Source organism: Serratia sp. ASV30 (genome assembly GCF_016428815.1).
GTDB classification, from domain to species: Bacteria; Pseudomonadota; Gammaproteobacteria; order Enterobacterales; family Enterobacteriaceae; genus Chania; species Chania fonticola_C.
Genome location: NZ_JAELTL010000021.1, coordinates 35,340 through 51,996 on the forward strand (window position 1 = coordinate 35,340; position 16,657 = coordinate 51,996).

21 protein-coding genes are annotated in these 16,657 nt (G+C 55.3%); 14 read left to right on the plus strand and 7 right to left on the minus strand.

The window, feature by feature from the left end:
* Positions 1–145: 145 nt before the first annotated feature.
* From zapG to degS, 3 genes are all read left to right on the plus strand, one after another.
* Entirely contained in the window at positions 146–544 is a 399-nt protein-coding gene (gene zapG / locus JHD74_RS11690; RefSeq protein ID WP_199062756.1) for a Z-ring associated protein ZapG, read from the plus strand.
* A 198-nt stretch (positions 545–742) separates the two neighbouring features.
* Entirely contained in the window at positions 743–2,116 is a 1,374-nt protein-coding gene (gene degQ, locus JHD74_RS11695; protein ID WP_024530626.1) for a serine endoprotease DegQ, read from the plus strand.
* 89 nt (positions 2,117–2,205) lie between these two features.
* Complete coding sequence (degS, locus tag JHD74_RS11700; RefSeq protein ID WP_199062757.1) at positions 2,206–3,264, plus strand: outer membrane-stress sensor serine endopeptidase DegS; 1,059 nt, start codon at positions 2,206–2,208, stop codon at positions 3,262–3,264.
* 57 nt (positions 3,265–3,321) lie between these two features.
* Here degS and murA read toward each other — a convergent pair whose 3' ends face one another.
* The 7 genes from murA to mlaF form a co-directional block, all read right to left on the minus strand.
* Complete coding sequence (gene murA, locus JHD74_RS11705; RefSeq protein ID WP_021180688.1) at positions 3,322–4,581, minus strand: UDP-N-acetylglucosamine 1-carboxyvinyltransferase; 1,260 nt, start codon at positions 4,579–4,581, stop codon at positions 3,322–3,324.
* A 53-nt stretch (positions 4,582–4,634) separates the two neighbouring features.
* Positions 4,635–4,889, minus strand: coding sequence for a BolA family iron metabolism protein IbaG (gene ibaG / locus JHD74_RS11710; RefSeq protein ID WP_021180689.1), 255 nt, complete (start codon positions 4,887–4,889; stop codon positions 4,635–4,637).
* Positions 4,890–5,044: 155 nt separating this feature from the next.
* Positions 5,045–5,347, minus strand: coding sequence for a lipid asymmetry maintenance protein MlaB (mlaB, locus tag JHD74_RS11715; RefSeq protein ID WP_024530624.1), 303 nt, complete (start codon positions 5,345–5,347; stop codon positions 5,045–5,047).
* Positions 5,347–5,976, minus strand: coding sequence for a phospholipid-binding protein MlaC (gene mlaC / locus JHD74_RS11720; protein ID WP_024530623.1), 630 nt, complete (start codon positions 5,974–5,976; stop codon positions 5,347–5,349). Before mlaC ends, mlaB begins: the two co-directional genes overlap by 1 nt.
* 14 nt (positions 5,977–5,990) lie before the next feature.
* Positions 5,991–6,539, minus strand: a complete 549-nt coding sequence (mlaD, locus tag JHD74_RS11725) for an outer membrane lipid asymmetry maintenance protein MlaD (protein ID WP_024530622.1) — start codon at positions 6,537–6,539, stop codon at positions 5,991–5,993.
* 4 nt (positions 6,540–6,543) lie between these two features.
* Complete coding sequence (gene mlaE / locus JHD74_RS11730) at positions 6,544–7,326, minus strand: lipid asymmetry maintenance ABC transporter permease subunit MlaE (RefSeq protein WP_021180693.1); 783 nt, start codon at positions 7,324–7,326, stop codon at positions 6,544–6,546.
* A 4-nt stretch (positions 7,327–7,330) separates the two neighbouring features.
* The gene (mlaF, locus tag JHD74_RS11735) at positions 7,331–8,146 is read right to left on the minus strand and encodes a phospholipid ABC transporter ATP-binding protein MlaF (RefSeq protein WP_024530621.1); all 816 of its coding nucleotides are present in this window, start codon (positions 8,144–8,146) and stop codon (positions 7,331–7,333) included.
* Positions 8,147–8,527: 381 nt separating this feature from the next.
* On the opposite strand from mlaF, the gene JHD74_RS11740 reads away from it, so the two are divergent.
* The 11 genes from JHD74_RS11740 (at position 8,528) to npr (ending at position 16,628) form a co-directional block, all read left to right on the plus strand.
* Positions 8,528–9,505, plus strand: coding sequence for a calcium/sodium antiporter (locus tag JHD74_RS11740; protein WP_021806956.1), 978 nt, complete (start codon positions 8,528–8,530; stop codon positions 9,503–9,505).
* Positions 9,506–9,520: 15 nt separating this feature from the next.
* Entirely contained in the window at positions 9,521–10,507 is a 987-nt protein-coding gene (gene kdsD / locus JHD74_RS11745) for an arabinose-5-phosphate isomerase KdsD (RefSeq protein ID WP_199062758.1), read from the plus strand.
* A gap of 17 nt (positions 10,508–10,524) precedes the next feature.
* A complete protein-coding gene (gene kdsC / locus JHD74_RS11750; RefSeq protein ID WP_024530619.1) occupies positions 10,525–11,079 on the plus strand; it encodes a 3-deoxy-manno-octulosonate-8-phosphatase KdsC in 555 nt (184 codons plus the stop codon).
* Entirely contained in the window at positions 11,076–11,654 is a 579-nt protein-coding gene (gene lptC, locus JHD74_RS11755) for an LPS export ABC transporter periplasmic protein LptC (RefSeq protein ID WP_024530618.1), read from the plus strand. The genes kdsC and lptC overlap by 4 nt, the downstream gene beginning before the upstream one ends.
* The gene (gene lptA / locus JHD74_RS11760) at positions 11,623–12,162 is read left to right on the plus strand and encodes a lipopolysaccharide ABC transporter substrate-binding protein LptA (RefSeq protein WP_021180699.1); all 540 of its coding nucleotides are present in this window, start codon (positions 11,623–11,625) and stop codon (positions 12,160–12,162) included. Before lptC ends, lptA begins: the two co-directional genes overlap by 32 nt.
* A gap of 6 nt (positions 12,163–12,168) precedes the next feature.
* Positions 12,169–12,894 (plus strand): LPS export ABC transporter ATP-binding protein, encoded by a 726-nt coding sequence (lptB, locus tag JHD74_RS11765; protein WP_021806959.1) that lies wholly within the window; start codon positions 12,169–12,171, stop codon positions 12,892–12,894.
* Between the two features lie 50 nt (positions 12,895–12,944).
* Positions 12,945–14,381, plus strand: a complete 1,437-nt coding sequence (gene rpoN, locus JHD74_RS11770) for an RNA polymerase factor sigma-54 (RefSeq protein WP_021180701.1) — start codon at positions 12,945–12,947, stop codon at positions 14,379–14,381.
* 23 nt (positions 14,382–14,404) lie between these two features.
* A complete protein-coding gene (hpf, locus tag JHD74_RS11775) occupies positions 14,405–14,692 on the plus strand; it encodes a ribosome hibernation promoting factor (RefSeq protein ID WP_024483719.1) in 288 nt (95 codons plus the stop codon).
* Positions 14,693–14,910: 218 nt separating this feature from the next.
* Positions 14,911–15,372 carry a PTS IIA-like nitrogen regulatory protein PtsN gene (ptsN, locus tag JHD74_RS11780; RefSeq protein WP_024483720.1) on the plus strand — a complete coding sequence of 154 codons (462 nt, stop codon included), beginning with the start codon at positions 14,911–14,913 and terminating at the stop codon, positions 15,370–15,372.
* A 129-nt stretch (positions 15,373–15,501) separates the two neighbouring features.
* Positions 15,502–16,359, plus strand: a complete 858-nt coding sequence (gene rapZ / locus JHD74_RS11785; RefSeq protein WP_021180704.1) for an RNase adapter RapZ — start codon at positions 15,502–15,504, stop codon at positions 16,357–16,359.
* Positions 16,356–16,628 carry a PTS phosphocarrier protein NPr gene (gene npr, locus JHD74_RS11790; RefSeq protein WP_074031531.1) on the plus strand — a complete coding sequence of 91 codons (273 nt, stop codon included), beginning with the start codon at positions 16,356–16,358 and terminating at the stop codon, positions 16,626–16,628. Before rapZ ends, npr begins: the two co-directional genes overlap by 4 nt.
* The last annotated feature ends 29 nt before the right edge of the window (positions 16,629–16,657 follow it).

Below are 16,657 nucleotides of genomic sequence, written 5' to 3' on the forward strand. Positions count from 1 at the left end.
TTTATCGGCGTTATGCCCCAAGAAAACCCCTGCAAACTGCAGGTATTGGCTTATCAGGATTCCACTCGGACAAGGTTAACGGTTATAGTGGATATTATTAAGTGAAAAATCCCTGCGGAACAACGAAGTCAAAATAGGAGTCATCATGACCTGGGAGTATGCGCTGATTGGTTTGGTGGTCGGTATCGTGATCGGTGCGGTAGCGATGCGTTTTGGTAACGGTAAATTACGTCAGCAACAGGTGCTGCAAAAGGAACTGGATAAAAGCAAAACCGAGCTTGAAGAGTACCGTCAGGAGCTGGTTGGCCATTTTGCCCGCAGTGCCGAACTGCTGGATAACATGGCGCGCGACTATCGCCAGCTGTATCAACATATGGCGAAAAGCTCCAATAACCTGCTGCCGGATCTGCCGATGCAGGACAACCCGTTCCGCTATCGTCTGACCGAAGCGGAAGCGGATAACGATCAGGCGCCAGTGGAAATGCCACGTGACTATTCCGAAGGGGCCTCCGGCCTGCTGCGCGGCGCACCACGCGATAATTGATCCCCGTTATACTGACCCGTGGGGTGTTCCCACGGGTTGTTCACTTTGTTCGTCCCTAATTCCCCGCACTGACTATGCTTACTCTTGACGATTAAGTGAACTTTTCGCGTAAATTCATTGTCCTAGACTGCACAAATGGTATTGCTATGGCAGTATCGTAAAAAATTTCACCGGCAGATTTTGAGAGAGCTATAACCAATGAAGAAAAGATCTTTATTTCTTAGTGCATTAGCAATGAGCATTAGCCTGGCATTTGCCTCTGTCCCGGCAGCCAACGCAGCCATGCCTGCCGCCGTTGCTGGTGAGTCGCTGCCAAGCCTGGCGCCGATGCTGGAAAAAGTGCTGCCCGCCGTAGTTAGCGTGCGTGTAGAAGGCACCCAGGTACAACGCCAGCCACAGCTGCCAGAGCAGTTTAAATTCTTCTTTGGCCCGAACATGCCTACACCGAAAGAAAGCACTCGTCCGTTTGAAGGGCTGGGTTCCGGTGTGATTATCGACGCGGCGAAGGGTTACATCCTCACCAACAATCACGTCATCAACAACGCCGACAAGATCAGCGTGCAGCTCAATGATGGCCGCGAATATGACGCCAAGCTGATTGGCCGTGACGAGCAGTCTGACATTGCCCTGCTGCAGGTCAGCGATGTCAAAAACCTGACGGCGGTAAAAATCGCCGACTCCGACAAACTGCGCGTTGGTGACTTCGCCGTAGCCGTCGGTAACCCGTTCGGCCTTGGCCAGACGGCAACCTCCGGCATCATCTCCGCACTGGGCCGTAGCGGCCTGAGCCTGGAAGGGTTGGAGAACTTCATCCAGACCGATGCCTCCATCAACCGTGGCAACTCCGGCGGCGCGCTGGTGAACCTGAACGGTGAGTTGATCGGTATTAACACCGCAATCCTGGCACCGGGTGGCGGCAACATCGGTATCGGCTTCGCCATTCCAAGTAACATGGCACAGAGCCTAAGCAAGCAGCTGATTGAGTTTGGTGAAGTGAAGCGCGGCCTACTGGGCATCAAAGGCAGTGAAATGACCGCCGATATGGCGAAAGCATTCAATACGGATGCCCAGCGCGGGGCCTTCGTCAGCGAAGTGATGCCAAAATCCGCCGCAGCCAAAGCCGGGATCAAAGCCGGTGACATTCTGGTCTCCCTGGATGGCAAGCCGATCAGCAGCTTTGCCGAGCTGCGTGCCAAAGTGGGCACCACCGCACCGGGCACGACCGTTAAAATAGGCCTGCTGCGTGAAGGCAAACCCATGGACGTTGCCGTCACCCTGGATAACAGCGAAAGCGTATCAACCAATGCCGAAACGCTGTCGCCTGCGCTGCAAGGTGCCTCCCTCACCAACGGTGCGCTGCCAAACGGTGATAAAGGCGTGAAGATCGACAAGGTGGATAAAGGCACTCCGGCGGCGCAGTTTGGCCTGCAGAAAGGGGATGTGATCATCGGCGTCAACCGTCAGCGCGTTGAAAACATCAACGCACTGCGTAAACTGCTTGAGGCTAAACCGGCGGTGATGGCGTTGAACATCGTACGTGGCGACGAAAACATTTATCTGTTGCTGCGTTAATTTGTTGCGAAACCGGGCGCGCCAGCATACTGCGCCCGGTTAACTCGTGCTATCCTCCGTTCATCTTCCTCAACACTAACTAAAACTCTATGTTTGCTAAGCTCTTGCGTTCTATTGTTATTGGTTTGGTCGTTGCCGGTATACTGCTGGCCGCCCTGCCCGTATTGCGTTCTGCCAATAACATATTCGCCAGCAAATCTGAGAATACCAGCGATCAAACGCCGGCCAGCTATAACACCGGCGTGCGCCGGGCTGCCCCTGCCGTCGTCAACATTTACAACCGCAACATCAGCGGCGCGACCAACGTGCTCTCCCTAGGTTCCGGTGTGATCATGAACGATCGCGGCTACATCATTACCAACCGCCACGTGATCAAAGACGCCCAGCAGATCACCGCCGTACTGCAAGATGGCCGCCGCTATGAGGCGTTACTGGTCGGCTCCGATAGCCTGACCGACCTGGCCGTACTGAAAATCGATCCGGGCAATTTGCCAGTGATCCCAATCAATACCGCACGCCCCGCTCGCATCGGTGATGTGGCGCTGGCGATCGGTAACCCGTACAACCTTGGGCAAACCGTTACCCAGGGCATTATCAGCGCCACCGGGCGTATCAGCCTGAGCACCACCGGGCGACAAACCTTCCTGCAAACCGATGCTTCAATCAACCGGGGTAACTCCGGCGGTGCGCTGGTTAACTCCCTGGGTGAGCTGATGGGCATCAACACGCTGACCTACGACAAGATCACCGATGGTGAAACGCCAGAGGGGCTGGGCTTTGCCATCCCGGTAGAGCTGGCAACCAAGATCATGGATAAGCTGATCCGCGATGGCCGGGTGATCCGCGGTTACTTTGGTATTCAGGGCAAAGAGATTATCCCGGTGCGTACCTCGGCAACCGGCATCGATCGCCTGCAGGGGATCATTGTGACCGAAATCACCCCTAACGGCCCGGCCGCCAATGCGGGGTTCCATATTAATGACATCATCATTAACGTCGATAATAAACCGGCGGTGTCGGTATTGGAGACGATGGACCAGGTGGCGGAGATCCGCCCTGGGACGGAGATCCCGGTGGTGGTGTTGCGCGATGGGCAACGTATTACGCTGCATATGGCGGTGGGTGAGTTCCCGGAAGATAATAATTAGTCAGCAAAAAGCCCGGCTCGCCGGGCTTTATTCGCACAAACAGGCTAAAACTGTCGATTACTCGCCTTTCACACGTTCGATATTGGCACCCAGCGCACGCAGTTTGTCTTCGATGCGCTCGTAGCCACGGTCGATGTGATAAATACGATCCACCACCGTTACGCCTTCGGCAATACAACCCGCCAATACCAGGCTGGCAGAGGCACGCAGATCGGTCGCCATCACCTGTGCACCAGAAAGCTGCTCTACGCCGTGGCAAATCACGGTGTTGCTCTCGATTTCTGCGTGTGCGCCCATACGGATCAGCTCAGGCACGTGCATAAAGCGGTTTTCGAAGATCGTCTCGGTGATCACACCGGTCCCTTCCGCAACCAGGTTCAACAGGCTGAACTGCGCCTGCATATCGGTTGGGAAACCAGGGTGTGGAGCCGTACGCAGGGTTACCGCTTTCGGGCGTTTGCCATGCATGTCCAGGCTGATCCAGTCTTCACCCACTTCGATATCGGCCCCGGCTTCACGCAGTTTGGCCAACACCGCATCCAGCGTATCTGGACGAGTATTGCGGCACAGCACCTTGCCACCGGAAACGGCAGCGGCAACCAGGAAGGTACCGGTTTCGATACGGTCTGGCAGTACACGGTAAACCCCGCCACCCAGGCGCTCAACGCCTTCGATGGTGATCCTGTCCGTGCCTGCGCCGCTGATTTTGGCACCCAGCGTGTTGAGGAAGTTGGCGGTATCGACGATTTCCGGCTCACGTGCCGCGTTCTCGATGATGGTCGTGCCAGTCGCCAGGGTTGCAGCACTCATGATGGTGACGGTCGCACCTACGCTGACCTTATCCATCACGATATGTGCACCCTTCAGGCGCCCTTCCACAGAGGCCTTGACGTAGCCCTCTTCCAGTTTGATTTCAGCACCTAGCTGCTCCAGGCCAGTAATGTGCAGATCAACCGGACGTGCGCCGATGGCACAACCACCTGGCAGCGATACCTGGCCACGACCAAAGCGCGCTACCAGTGGCCCCAATGCCCAAATGGAGGCACGCATGGTTTTCACCAGATCGTAGGGAGCACAAAACTCATTCACGCCGCTGGCATCAACATAGACCGAACCATTGCGCTCGATCTTGGTACCCAACTGGCTGAGCAGTTTGATGGTGGTGTCAATGTCCTTCAGCTTCGGGACATTTTGCAGTTCGACAGGCTCTTCCGCCAGCAAGGCGGCAAACAGGATCGGCAGGGCGGCGTTTTTCGCCCCGGAAATGGTCACTTCACCGCTAAGACGGGTCCGGCCATGCACACGAAATTTATCCATTTAACTACTCTCTGTTATCTGTTCTGAGCTGCCTGCCCGCAGGGCAAACAGCCTTAAAATCCGTTGAGTTTGCGATCCCGCTGCCACTCTTCTGGGGTATATGCCTTGATCGACAAAGCATGAATGCGGTTGTCCGCGATGTATTCCATCAGCGGCGCATAGACGGCCTGCTGTTTCTTGACGCGGCTCATGGTGGCGAACAGTTCACCCACGGCAATCACCTGAAAATGGCTGCCATCGCCGGTCACATGCGCTTCTTCCAGTGCCAGCGCCTTCATCAGCACGTCTTTAATTTCGCTATTTTCCATAGTATCCAATTCTGCATCGAAGGATCATAGTCACCCGGGGCGACTTCTTGGCGTCTATCTTAGTGGAATCCGCCGCTTTCTTAAACCAAAGAAAAAGCCCCTGAGCAACAGGGGCCTTTAACTGATTTTTCCCGGCCGAACAGCCAAAAATGTGGCTAACTAGCGGTTTCGACAGGCATTATTGCTGACAAATTGTAGAGCGTGATCAGCGTTTGCAACCGATCGGTAATGCCGGAAATTTTTATCTCAATTCCCTGCTGGCTCCGTTGCTCACGTAAATGCAGCAGCAGGGCCAGACCGGAAGAGTCCACGCGCTGCAGTTGAGCCACATCAATCACGGTTTTATCTGCCAACAGCGTCTCACGTTGCTGCCACAGCGGCAATAATGTCTCACGATCCAGCTCACCGCTCAGTACCAGCGTTTGCTGTTGTGATACCCAGCTCAGCGCTGCGGCCATCAGTTTTTCTGATCCAGGGTGATCGGCTGTTTGGCGGCCGCTTGCAGCTGCTGGGTCAAACCGTCTACGCCTTTGAGGCGCAGAGTCGATGCCCACTCATTCTGCTTGGTGGTGATCATGCTGACGCCTTCGGCGATCATGTCATACGCCTGCCAGTGGCCGGTTTTGCTGTTCTTGCGCCATTGGAAGTCCAGACGCACCGGCGGGCGGCCACCTTTATCGATGATGGTCACGCGGATCGCGATGATATCAGCATTGCCCAGAGGCTGTTCCGGTTCGATCTGATAGGTCTGGCCCTGATACATGGCTAACGCCTGGCCATACGCCTGCTCCAGATAGGCCTGGAAGGCGGTGAAGTAAGCTTCACGCTGGGCTGGCGTAGCGTCTTTGTAGTAACGGCCCAGAACCAACGCACCGGCATATTTCACCTGCACGAACGGCATCAGCTCTTCATGCACGATGGTGCGCAGGTAGTTAGGATCCTGCTTGATTTTTGGCTGCTCGCTTTTCAGGCGGGTGAAGGTTTTCTGCGCAGCGTCTTGCATCAGGCTGTATGGGTTAGTCTGATCGACCGCATTAGCTAGCGGTGCAACCACCAGCAGGGCAACCATTAAAAAACGTTTCAACATGCAGGTTTCCTCGATTAGTGAGTGGTAGCGGAATGCGCAGCGGCATCCGGTGCCGAAGGTGCAGCAGCGGCATCCGGTGAGTTCGGGCTATCCTGACCTCCGCTCTTGTACAAGAACTGGCCGATCAAGTCTTCCAGCACCATGGCTGATTTAGTGTCCTGAATGGTCCCACCATCTTTAAGGATAGCCGTGCCCATCTCAGGATCTTCAAAACCGACGTTCAGCGCCAGATACTGTTCCCCCAGCAGGCCGGAGGTGCGGATCGCCAGCGAGCTGGTGTCCGGGATCTGGTTGTACTGTTGCTGGATATCCAGCGCCACTCGTGGCGTGTAGGTCTTCGGGTCGAGCGAGATAGCCGCAACACGGCCAATCATCACCCCACCAATCTTCACGGGTGAACGCGCTTTCAAACCACCGATATTATCGAAGGTGGCGTAGATACGGTAAGTCGGTTCATTACCGATCGATTTAATATTGGCCACCTGGAGGCAGAGGAAGATGATGGCGCACAGCGCAATCAGCATAAACGCCCCAACCCAGATTTCACTCTTCTTCGTTTGCATCAAATCAGTTCCCAAACATCAGTGCAGTCAGCACGAAATCCAATCCCAACACCGCCAGTGACGAATGTACCACGGTCCTTGTCGTTGCCTGACTAATCCCTTCAGAGGTCGGTACGGCATCGTAACCATTGAAGATCGCAATCCAGCTAACGGTTATGGCAAACACCACGCTCTTGATCAGGCAGTTAAGTAAATCCTGACGCCATTCAACGGCCCCTTGCATCGCTGACCAGAAGAAACCGCTGTCGATCCCTTTCCAGTCCACGCCGACAATTGCGCCGCCCCAGATGCCGATGGCCACGAAAATAATCGTCAGCAACGGCATGCTGATAAGGCCGGCCCAGAAACGTGGGGCAACAATACGCCGCAGTGGATCGATCGCCATCATTTCCAGGCTGGAGATCTGCTCGGTGGCCTTCATCAGACCGATTTCGGCCGTCAGAGCCGAACCGGCGCGGCCAGCAAACAGCAGAGCGGTCACTACCGGCCCCAGCTCACGCAGCAATGACAACGCCACCATCATACCCAGGCTCGCCTCGGCACTGTAGGTGGTGAGGACGATGTAACCTTGCAGCCCCAACACCATGCCGATAAACAAGCCGGAAACCATGATGATCAGCAGCGACTGAACGCCCACGCTGTGGAGCTGTTTGAGCAGCAGCGGCCATTGTTTACGCGGCTCCGGGCGCCCGATCAGCGCGTGGAACAGCATCAACCCGGCGCGTCCAAAGGCTGCGCTGGTGTTGATGCCACGGCGTCCTAACGACGCTAACGCCTTTAAAAACATGAGGTTATTTACTCCCTTCCCCTAAAAGCTCTGTCTGATAATCACCGGCCGGGTAACGGAATGGTACCGGCCCATCGGCAATACCATCCAGAAACTGACGCACTCGCGCATCAGGATTGTTCTGTAATTGTGCTGCCGAGCCTTCGGCAATCACATGGTGATCCGCCACAATATAGGCGTAATCCGCGATACTCAAGACTTCTGGCACATCATGGGATACCACGATGCAGGTGATCCCGAGCGCGTTATTCAGCTCATCGATCAGCTTGACCAGCACGCCCATGGTGATCGGATCCTGGCCAACGAAGGGTTCGTCGAACATGATCAATGTCGGATCCAGCGCGATGGCACGCGCCAGGGCAGCTCGCCGGGCCATCCCGCCGGAAAGCTCGTTCGGCATCAGATCTGCAGCGCCGCGTAGCCCTACGGCTTCCAGTTTCATCAGCACCGTGCTGCGCAGGATTGGCTCTGGCAGGCGGCTGTGCTCACGCAACGGGTAGGCCACGTTCTCAAATACCGTCAGATCGGTGAACAGCGCTCCCGACTGAAACAGCATGCTCATCTTTTTGCGTGACTCATACAGCTGATGGCGCGACAGCGCCGGGATGTTGTCCCCATCAAACCAGATCTCGCCACAGTCCGGGGTCAACTGGCCACCAATCAGGCGTAACAGCGTGGTTTTACCAATGCCGGACGGCCCCATGATGGCCGTCACTTTGCCACGGGGAACCGTCAGGTTGATGTCTTCGAATATCAGCCGATCGCCGCGAGAGAAGCTCATGCCGCGTACTTCGACCAGATTATCTGCCTTCTGGTGCATGTTTATTGATCCTGTACAGGCTATTTTTTTGCCAAATCATCCGTGATGGTAAAGCAATAGGGGCGATACGTCCTATTTTTACCGAAACTTACCCTCAATGCGCTACCAATGATGCCATAGGTTTTACTTTTAGGCTCCAGACGGTCAAAATTAGGAAATAACGCAAAAAAATAAATTCTGACTGATGACAAACTGAGAATGTTTCTGAGGGCGCAGCATGCGGCGCCCCTACAAAGCCAGTTCATCAGGATTAGTCGCAGTCTTATGTGGTTCGACCTTTTACCGGGAAAATTCGTTGTTATGTGCAACGAGGGGTGTGCAAGCTGGCCGATGATGGCCTTTAACCAACGAACCGGGATTATACCCAATATAGGACCCTGAATGTTTCTCGCGATAGTGCTGTTGATCGTTGGTTTATTTTTACTGGTGTATGGGGCAGATAGATTGGTTTATGGTGCGGCAGTGATTAGCCGCTCGCTGGGGGTTCCCCCGTTGATTATCGGCATGACGATAGTCGGTATAGGCACTTCGTTGCCAGAATTGATTGTGTCGGTCACCGCCGCCCTCAATGGGCAGACCAACCTGGCGGTGGGTAACGTGATTGGCTCCAACATCACCAATATTTTACTGATCCTGGGGGTGGCAGCCCTGATACATCCGCTGTCGGTTCGCTCCGAAGTGTTACGGCGTGAACTGCCACTGATGCTGGGGGTTATCCTGCTGTGCGGCTACGTGCTGATGGATAACACCCTGAGCCGGTTCGATGGTGTGCTGCTGCTGTTGGCCGCCACCGGTTTTATTCTGCTGATGCTGAAAATCGCCAGGCTGGCGCAACGTGAAGGCAACGACAGCCTGACGGTGGAGCAACTCGCCGAACTGCCGCAGGACAGCAGCAACACCGTAGCCATTCTCTGGCTGGTGCTGGCCTTCATTATTCTGCCGCTGTCATCAAGGATGATCATCGATAACGCTTCGGTGATTGCCCACTACTTTGGCCTGAGTGAACTGGTGGTTGGCCTGACGATTATCGCCATCGGCACCAGCCTGCCCGAATTGGCCACCTCGATCGCTGGAGCACTAAAAGGCGAAGATGATATGGCGGTAGGGAATATCATCGGCTCGACGATTTTTAACACGGTGATCGTGCTGGGCGTGCCTGCCCTGCTATCACCGGGCAGTATCGATCCCGCAGCCTTCCAGCGCGATTACTGGGTGATGCTGGCGGCCGGTATCCTGCTTGCCGCGCTGTGTATTGGCCGCAAACATCGTATCGGTCATCTGGCGGGAGCTCTGTTATTATGTGGCTTTATTGCGTATCTTGCAGTGCTGTTCTTTAACCCTTTCAGTACGTTCGGCTAACCGTTGAGAATGAGTATGTCATCTAACCAGTTGCAACCGGGCTTTGACTTTCAGCAGGCCGGCAAAGAAGTGCTTCAGATTGAGCGTGATGGCCTGGCCCAGCTCGATCGGTACATCAATGCAGATTTTACCCGGGCATGTGAAGCGATCGCCGGATGCTGCGGTAAAGTCGTGGTCATGGGTATGGGCAAATCCGGCCATATCGGCTGCAAAATTGCCGCCACGCTGGCCAGTACCGGAACCCCAGCGTTCTTCGTGCATCCGGCGGAGGCTAGCCACGGCGATCTGGGTATGGTGTCGACGCAGGACATCGTGCTGGCGATCTCCAACTCCGGTGAGTCGAACGAAATTCTGGCGCTGATCCCGGTGTTGAAACGCCAGCAGATCCCACTGATTTGTATGACCAACAACCCGGAAAGCTCGATGGGCAAGGCGGCAGACGTGCATCTGTGCATCAAGGTACCGCAGGAAGCTTGCCCACTGGGTCTGGCCCCTACCACCAGCACCACCGCCACCTTGGTCATGGGCGATGCGTTAGCCGTAGCGCTGCTGAAGGCCCGCGGCTTTACCCCGGAAGATTTTGCCCTGTCTCATCCTGGCGGAGCATTGGGCCGCCGCCTGCTGCTGCGCGTTAGTGATATCATGCACAGCGGTGACGAAATTCCGCACGTCAGCCCCGAAGCCTCGCTGCGCGACGCGCTACTGGAGATCACCCGTAAAAACCTGGGCATGACGGTAATCTGCGACGATCTGATGAAAATCGCCGGTATTTTTACCGATGGTGACTTACGCCGGGTGTTCGATATGGGCATCGATCTGAATAATGCCAACATCACCGACGTCATGACGCTGGGCGGTATCCGGGTGCGCCCGAACCTGCTGGCGGTCGATGCGCTCAATCTGATGCAGCAACGCCATATCACCGCCGTGCTGGTTGCCGATGGCGACCAATTGCTGGGTGTGGTACATATGCATGACATGCTGCGCGCTGGCGTCGTTTAATGAAAGGAACCAACTGCATGAGTCTGGTTGAAACCTGTTACGGGCCGGTAGCTGAAGAAGTCATGGCCCGCGCCGGGAAAATCCGTCTGTTGATTTGTGATGTCGACGGCGTGCTGTCAGACGGCCTGATCTACATGGGCAATAACGGTGAAGAGCTGAAAGCCTTCAACGTCCGTGACGGCTACGGCATCCGCTGCCTGAAAACCTCGGGTATCGAGGTGGCCATCATCACCGGGCGTTCGGCCAAGCTGCTGGAAGACCGGGCAAAAACGTTGGATATCACCCATCTGTATCAAGGACAGTCCGATAAGCTTTTGGCCTTCCGTGAACTGTTGGATAAACTGTCCCTGGTGCCAGATGAAATCGCCTACATCGGCGACGATCTGATCGACTGGCCGGTCATGGCCGAAGTCGGTCTGGCCGTCGCAGTGGCCGATGCGCATCCATTATTGTTACCTCGTGCCCATTATGTCACCCGTATCAACGGTGGCCGTGGTGCGGTGCGCGAGCTGTGCGACCTGATCCTGCTGGCGCAAAACAAGCTGGAGGACGCCAAAGGGCTGTCAATATGAGTAAAACCAAACTTTGGATCACCCTCTTGCTGACCGTGATCGCGCTGGCGCTGATTGGCTGGAACATGGCCGATTTCAGCGATGACGGCAGTTCGGTACCGGTCAACAACCAAGACCCGACCTATCAGAGCCAGCATACCGTGACCGTGGTGTACAACCCGGCCGGGCAGCTAAGCTACAAGCTGGTGGCAGAAGAGGTTAAATATTACACCGCCGATGAGTTAAGCTGGTTTACCCAGCCGGTGATGACGCTGTTTGATGAGCATGCTGTGGCCACCTGGTCAATACGCGCCGATCGCGCCAAGCTGACCAAAAACCGCATGCTGTATCTGTACGGCCACGTGGAGGTGAACAGTTTGACAACCACCTCACAGCTGGAAAAAATTAAAACCGATAATGCCCAGATTAATCTGGTCACCCAGGACGTTTCTTCCGATGATGAAGTGACCCTGTTCGGCACGAATTTCACCTCTAACGGCATGAAAATGCGTGGCAATCTGCGGAACAAAACCGCTGAGCTGATTGATAAGGTCAAGACCAACTATGAAATTCAGAACCAAAAGCCAACTCCGTAATCTGTTGATCGTCAGCCTCGTTTTGACCGCCAGCTCCCCCGCATTGGCGTTGAAATCCGATTCTGACCAACCGGTAAGTATCGACTCGCTGAAACAGTCGCTGGATATGCAGAGCAACGTCAGCACCTTTACCGACAATGTGGTGATCAAGCAGGGCACCATCGAGATCAAGGCCGACAAGGTCGTGGTCACGCGCCCGGGTGGCGATCAGAACAAAACCTATATTGAAGCGTTCGGTAATCCGGTAACCTTCTACCAGATGCAGGACAACGGCAAGCCAGTGAAAGGCCATGCGCAGAAAGTTCGTTACGACGTCGCGCCGCAGCTGATCACCCTCACCGGCAACGCCTATCTTGAACAGCTCGATAGCAACGTGAAAGGCGACCGTATTACCTATCTGGTGCCACAGCAGCAGATGCAGGCGTTCAGCGATAAAGGCAAACGCGTGACCACGGTTCTGGTGCCATCACAGTTGCAAGACAAAAACGGTCAAAAGAAGAGTAACTAATTACTTATGGCAACACTCATCGCAGAAAACCTGGCGAAAGCCTACAAAGGCCGCAAAGTAGTTGAAGACGTGAGCCTGAAAGTGAAATCTGGCGAGATCGTCGGCCTGCTGGGGCCAAACGGTGCCGGTAAGACCACCACTTTCTACATGGTGGTTGGCATCGTTCAGCGCGACGCCGGGCGCATCGTAATCGATGACGAAGATATCAGTATTCTGCCGCTGCACGCCCGCGCACGCCGCGGTATCGGCTACCTGCCGCAGGAAGCGTCGATTTTCCGCCGCCTGAGTGTTTACGACAACCTGATGGCAGTGCTGGAGATCCGCAACGATCTCACCAGTGAACAGCGCAACGATCGGGCTATCGAGCTGCTGGAAGAGTTTCATATCTCCCACCTGCGTGACAACCTGGGCCAATCGCTTTCCGGGGGTGAACGCCGCCGCGTGGAGATTGCCCGTGCGTTGGCCGCCAACCCAAAATTTATCCTGCTGGATGAGCCTTTCGCCGGGGTTGACCCGATTTCCGTTATCGATATCAAGAAAATCATCGAGCACCTGCGTGACAGTGGCCTCGGCGTGCTGATCACCGATCATAACGTGCGCGAGACGCTGGACGTGTGTGAACGTGCCTATATCGTCAGCCAGGGCAAGCTGATTGCCCACGGCACGCCGGACGCCATCCTGGCCGATGAGCAGGTGAAACGCGTTTATCTGGGCGAAGAGTTCCGCCTGTAGGTTCCAACGGCAGGCCAACAGGCCGCCGTTAACGGAAGTAGCAGAAGATTATGAAGCAAGGTTTGCAACTCAGGCTCAGCCAGCAACTGGCCATGACCCCCCAACTTCAGCAGGCGATCCGCCTGTTGCAGCTGTCCACGCTTGAGCTCCAGCAGGAGATCCAACTGGCACTAGAGAGCAACCCGCTGCTTGAACAGACCGAAGACCAGCACGAAGAGATCGACACCAAAGAAAGCGTCGAGACCGAAGGGCTAGACACCCGCGAAGCGCTGGAACAGAAGGACATGCCCGAAGAGCTGCCTCTGGATGCCACTTGGGACGAGATCTATACCGCCGGTACCCCTTCCGGCACCGGTACCGACTATGGCGATGACGAACTTCCGGTCTATCAGGGCGAAACCACGCAAACGCTGCAGGACTATCTGATGTGGCAAGTGGATCTGACGCCGTTCTCTGACACCGACGCCGCCATCGCCACCTCGATCGTCGACGCCGTCGATGACACCGGCTATCTCACCGTGCCGCTGGAAGACATTCTGGAGAGTATGGGTGACGATAATGTGACGATGGACGAGGTCGAAGCGGTATTGAAGCGCGTACAGCGTTTTGATCCGGTCGGCGTTGCGGCGCGCGATCTGCGTGACTGCCTGTTGATCCAGCTTTCCCAGTATGCCAAAGACACGCCCTATCTGGCGGAAGCCCGCCTGATCGTCAGCGAGCATCTGGATTTGCTGGCCAACCACGACTTTCGCAGCCTGATGCGAACAACTCGCTTAAAAGAAGATACACTGAAAGAAGCGATGGTGTTGATCCACTCGCTCGATCCGCGCCCTGGGCAGTCGATCAATACCGGGGAATCCGAGTATGTGATCCCGGACGTGCTGGTGCGCAAGGTGCAGGATAAGTGGGTGGTGGAGCTTAATGCAGACAGCATCCCACGGCTGAAAATCAACCAGCAATATGCGGCACTGGGCAATACGGTGCGCAACGATGCCGACGGCCAGTATATCCGCAGCAACTTGCAGGAAGCGAAGTGGCTGATCAAGAGCCTGGAAAGCCGGAACGACACGCTGCTCAAGGTGACCCGCTGTATTGTCGAACAGCAGGAGGCGTTCTTTGAACAGGGTGCAGAATTTATGAAGCCCATGGTGCTGGCGGATATCGCCCAGGCCGTGGAAATGCATGAATCGACAATCTCACGCGTGACGACGCAGAAGTTCCTGCACAGCCCGCGTGGTATTTTCGAATTGAAGTATTTCTTCTCAAGCCATGTGAATACCGACAGCGGTGGCGAAGCCTCCTCTACGGCGATCCGGGCGTTAGTGAAGAAATTGATCGCGGCGGAAAACCCTGCCAAACCGCTTAGCGACAGCAAGCTGACCACGATGCTTTCCGATCAGGGGATCATGGTGGCGCGGCGCACCGTTGCCAAGTACCGAGAGTCTTTGTCCATCCCGCCGTCCAACCAGCGTAAACAGTTGGTTTGACCTCTATAGAGAAGGAAGACATTATGCAGCTCAACATTACCGGACACCACGTCGAAATCACCGAACCAATGCGTGAGTTCGTCAACACCAAGTTTGCCAAACTCGAGCAGTATTTTGACCGCATTAACCAGGTATATGTCGTACTCAGTGTGGAAAAAGTGCAGCAGATTGCGGAAGCAACGGTGCATGTGAATGGCGGCGAGTTGCACGCCACCTCGGAAAAAGAAGATATGTATGCCGCAATTGACTGCCTGATCGACAAACTGGCGCGTCAATTGAACAAACATAAAGACAAACTAAAGCAACACTGACATTCTGGACCGTTATGCAATGCGTAATGGCCCGCATCGTAGTCGTATTGGCTACACGGCAACCCTCGGCGCAGCACCTGTATGGGTATGCGCCGATAAGCCATCAGGGTTAAACAGGCGAAAAACCGTTTCATGAAGGTTATCAGCGCAAGCCTACTTTCCAATGGTAAAGCAGGCTTGCAATAAAGCGACAGGACGCGGTTTTAAGTGAAGATGAGATGAACAACGAAATAATGCAATTAAGCTCGGTGTTAAACATCGAGTGCACCAGAAGCTCGGTACACTGCACCAGCAAGAAACGGGCTTTGGAAATTATCAGCGAGCTGGCGGCCAAGCAGCTTAACCTGCCTTCACAGGTGGTGTTTGACGCAGTACTCACCCGGGAACGTATGGGCAGTACCGGTATCGGCAACGGTATCGCGATCCCACACGGCAAACTGGAAGAGGACACTTTGCGGGCCGTTGGCGTGTTTATCCGCCTTGAGCAACCTATCGCCTTTGATGCCATTGATAATCAACCGGTCGATCTGCTGTTCGCCTTGCTGGTACCTGCCGATCAATGTAAAACTCACTTGCATACGCTGTCGCTGGTCGCCAAACGGCTGGCCGACAAAACCGTATGCCGCCGCCTGCGCGCAGCGCTGAGCGACGAAGAGCTGTATCAGATCATCACCGAGTAACCAGCGGCTGGCGTGACTTTCCGCCATGAAAACGCTACTGTTTTACTCACGATATATCCGGGCCGTGGCCCGGATAATAGATCCTAACGGTGGCGATGAGCGCCATTGAGATGCCAGGGGAGTTACCACATGGTGCTGATGATTGTCAGCGGCCGTTCCGGTTCGGGGAAATCCGTCGCCTTGCGGGCGCTGGAAGACATGGGTTTTTACTGCGTTGATAACCTGCCCGTGGTGTTGTTGCCACAGCTGGCCCAGACGCTGGCCGAACGTAATAGCTCCGCTGCGGTAAGCATCGACGTCCGTAACATGCCGGAATCGCCGGAAGTGTTTGAATATGCAATGACCCAACTGCCGGAGAGCTTCACGCCGCAGCTGCTGTTCCTTGATGCCGATCGCAACACCCTGATCCGCCGCTACAGCGACACCCGTCGCCTGCATCCTCTGTCTGCCAAGAACCTGTCGCTGGAAAGCGCGATCGATGAAGAAAGCGATCTGCTTGAGCCACTGCGTTCCCGTGCCGATCTGATCATCGATACCTCGGAAATGTCGGTGCACGAGTTGGCGGAAATGCTGCGTACCCGTCTGTTGGGCAAACGCGAACGCGAGCTGACGATGGTGTTCGAATCCTTCGGCTTCAAGCACGGCATTCCTATTGATGCCGATTACGTGTTCGACGTCCGTTTCCTGCCCAACCCGCACTGGGATCCTAAACTGCGCCCGATGACCGGCCTGGACAAGCCCGTGGCCTCGTTCCTCGATCGCCACACCGAAGTGCACAACTTCATCTACCAGACCCGTAGCTATCTGGAACAGTGGCTGCCGATGCTGGAGACCAACAACCGCAGCTATCTGACGGTCGCCATTGGCTGTACCGGCGGTAAGCACCGTTCGGTGTACGTGGCTGAACAGTTGGCGGATTATTTCCGTTCACGCGGCAAGAACGTGCAATCCCGTCACCGCACACTGGAAAAGCGTAAACAACAATGACGGTCAAGCAGACGGTTGAGATCAAGAACAAGCTGGGCATGCATGCACGCCCGGCGATGAAGCTGTTTGAGCTGGTGCAGAGTTTTGACGCCGAAGTGCTGCTGCGTAATGACAGCGGCACCGAAGCGGAAGCCAGCAGTGTGATTGCGCTGCTGATGCTGGATTCCGCCCAGGGCCGCCAGATCGAAATTGAAGCCAGCGGGCCGCAGGAAGTACAGGCGCTGGCAGCGGTTATTGAGCTATTCAACTCAGGCTTCGACGAAGACTGATCCCCCGACAAATAACCTCACTATTGTAG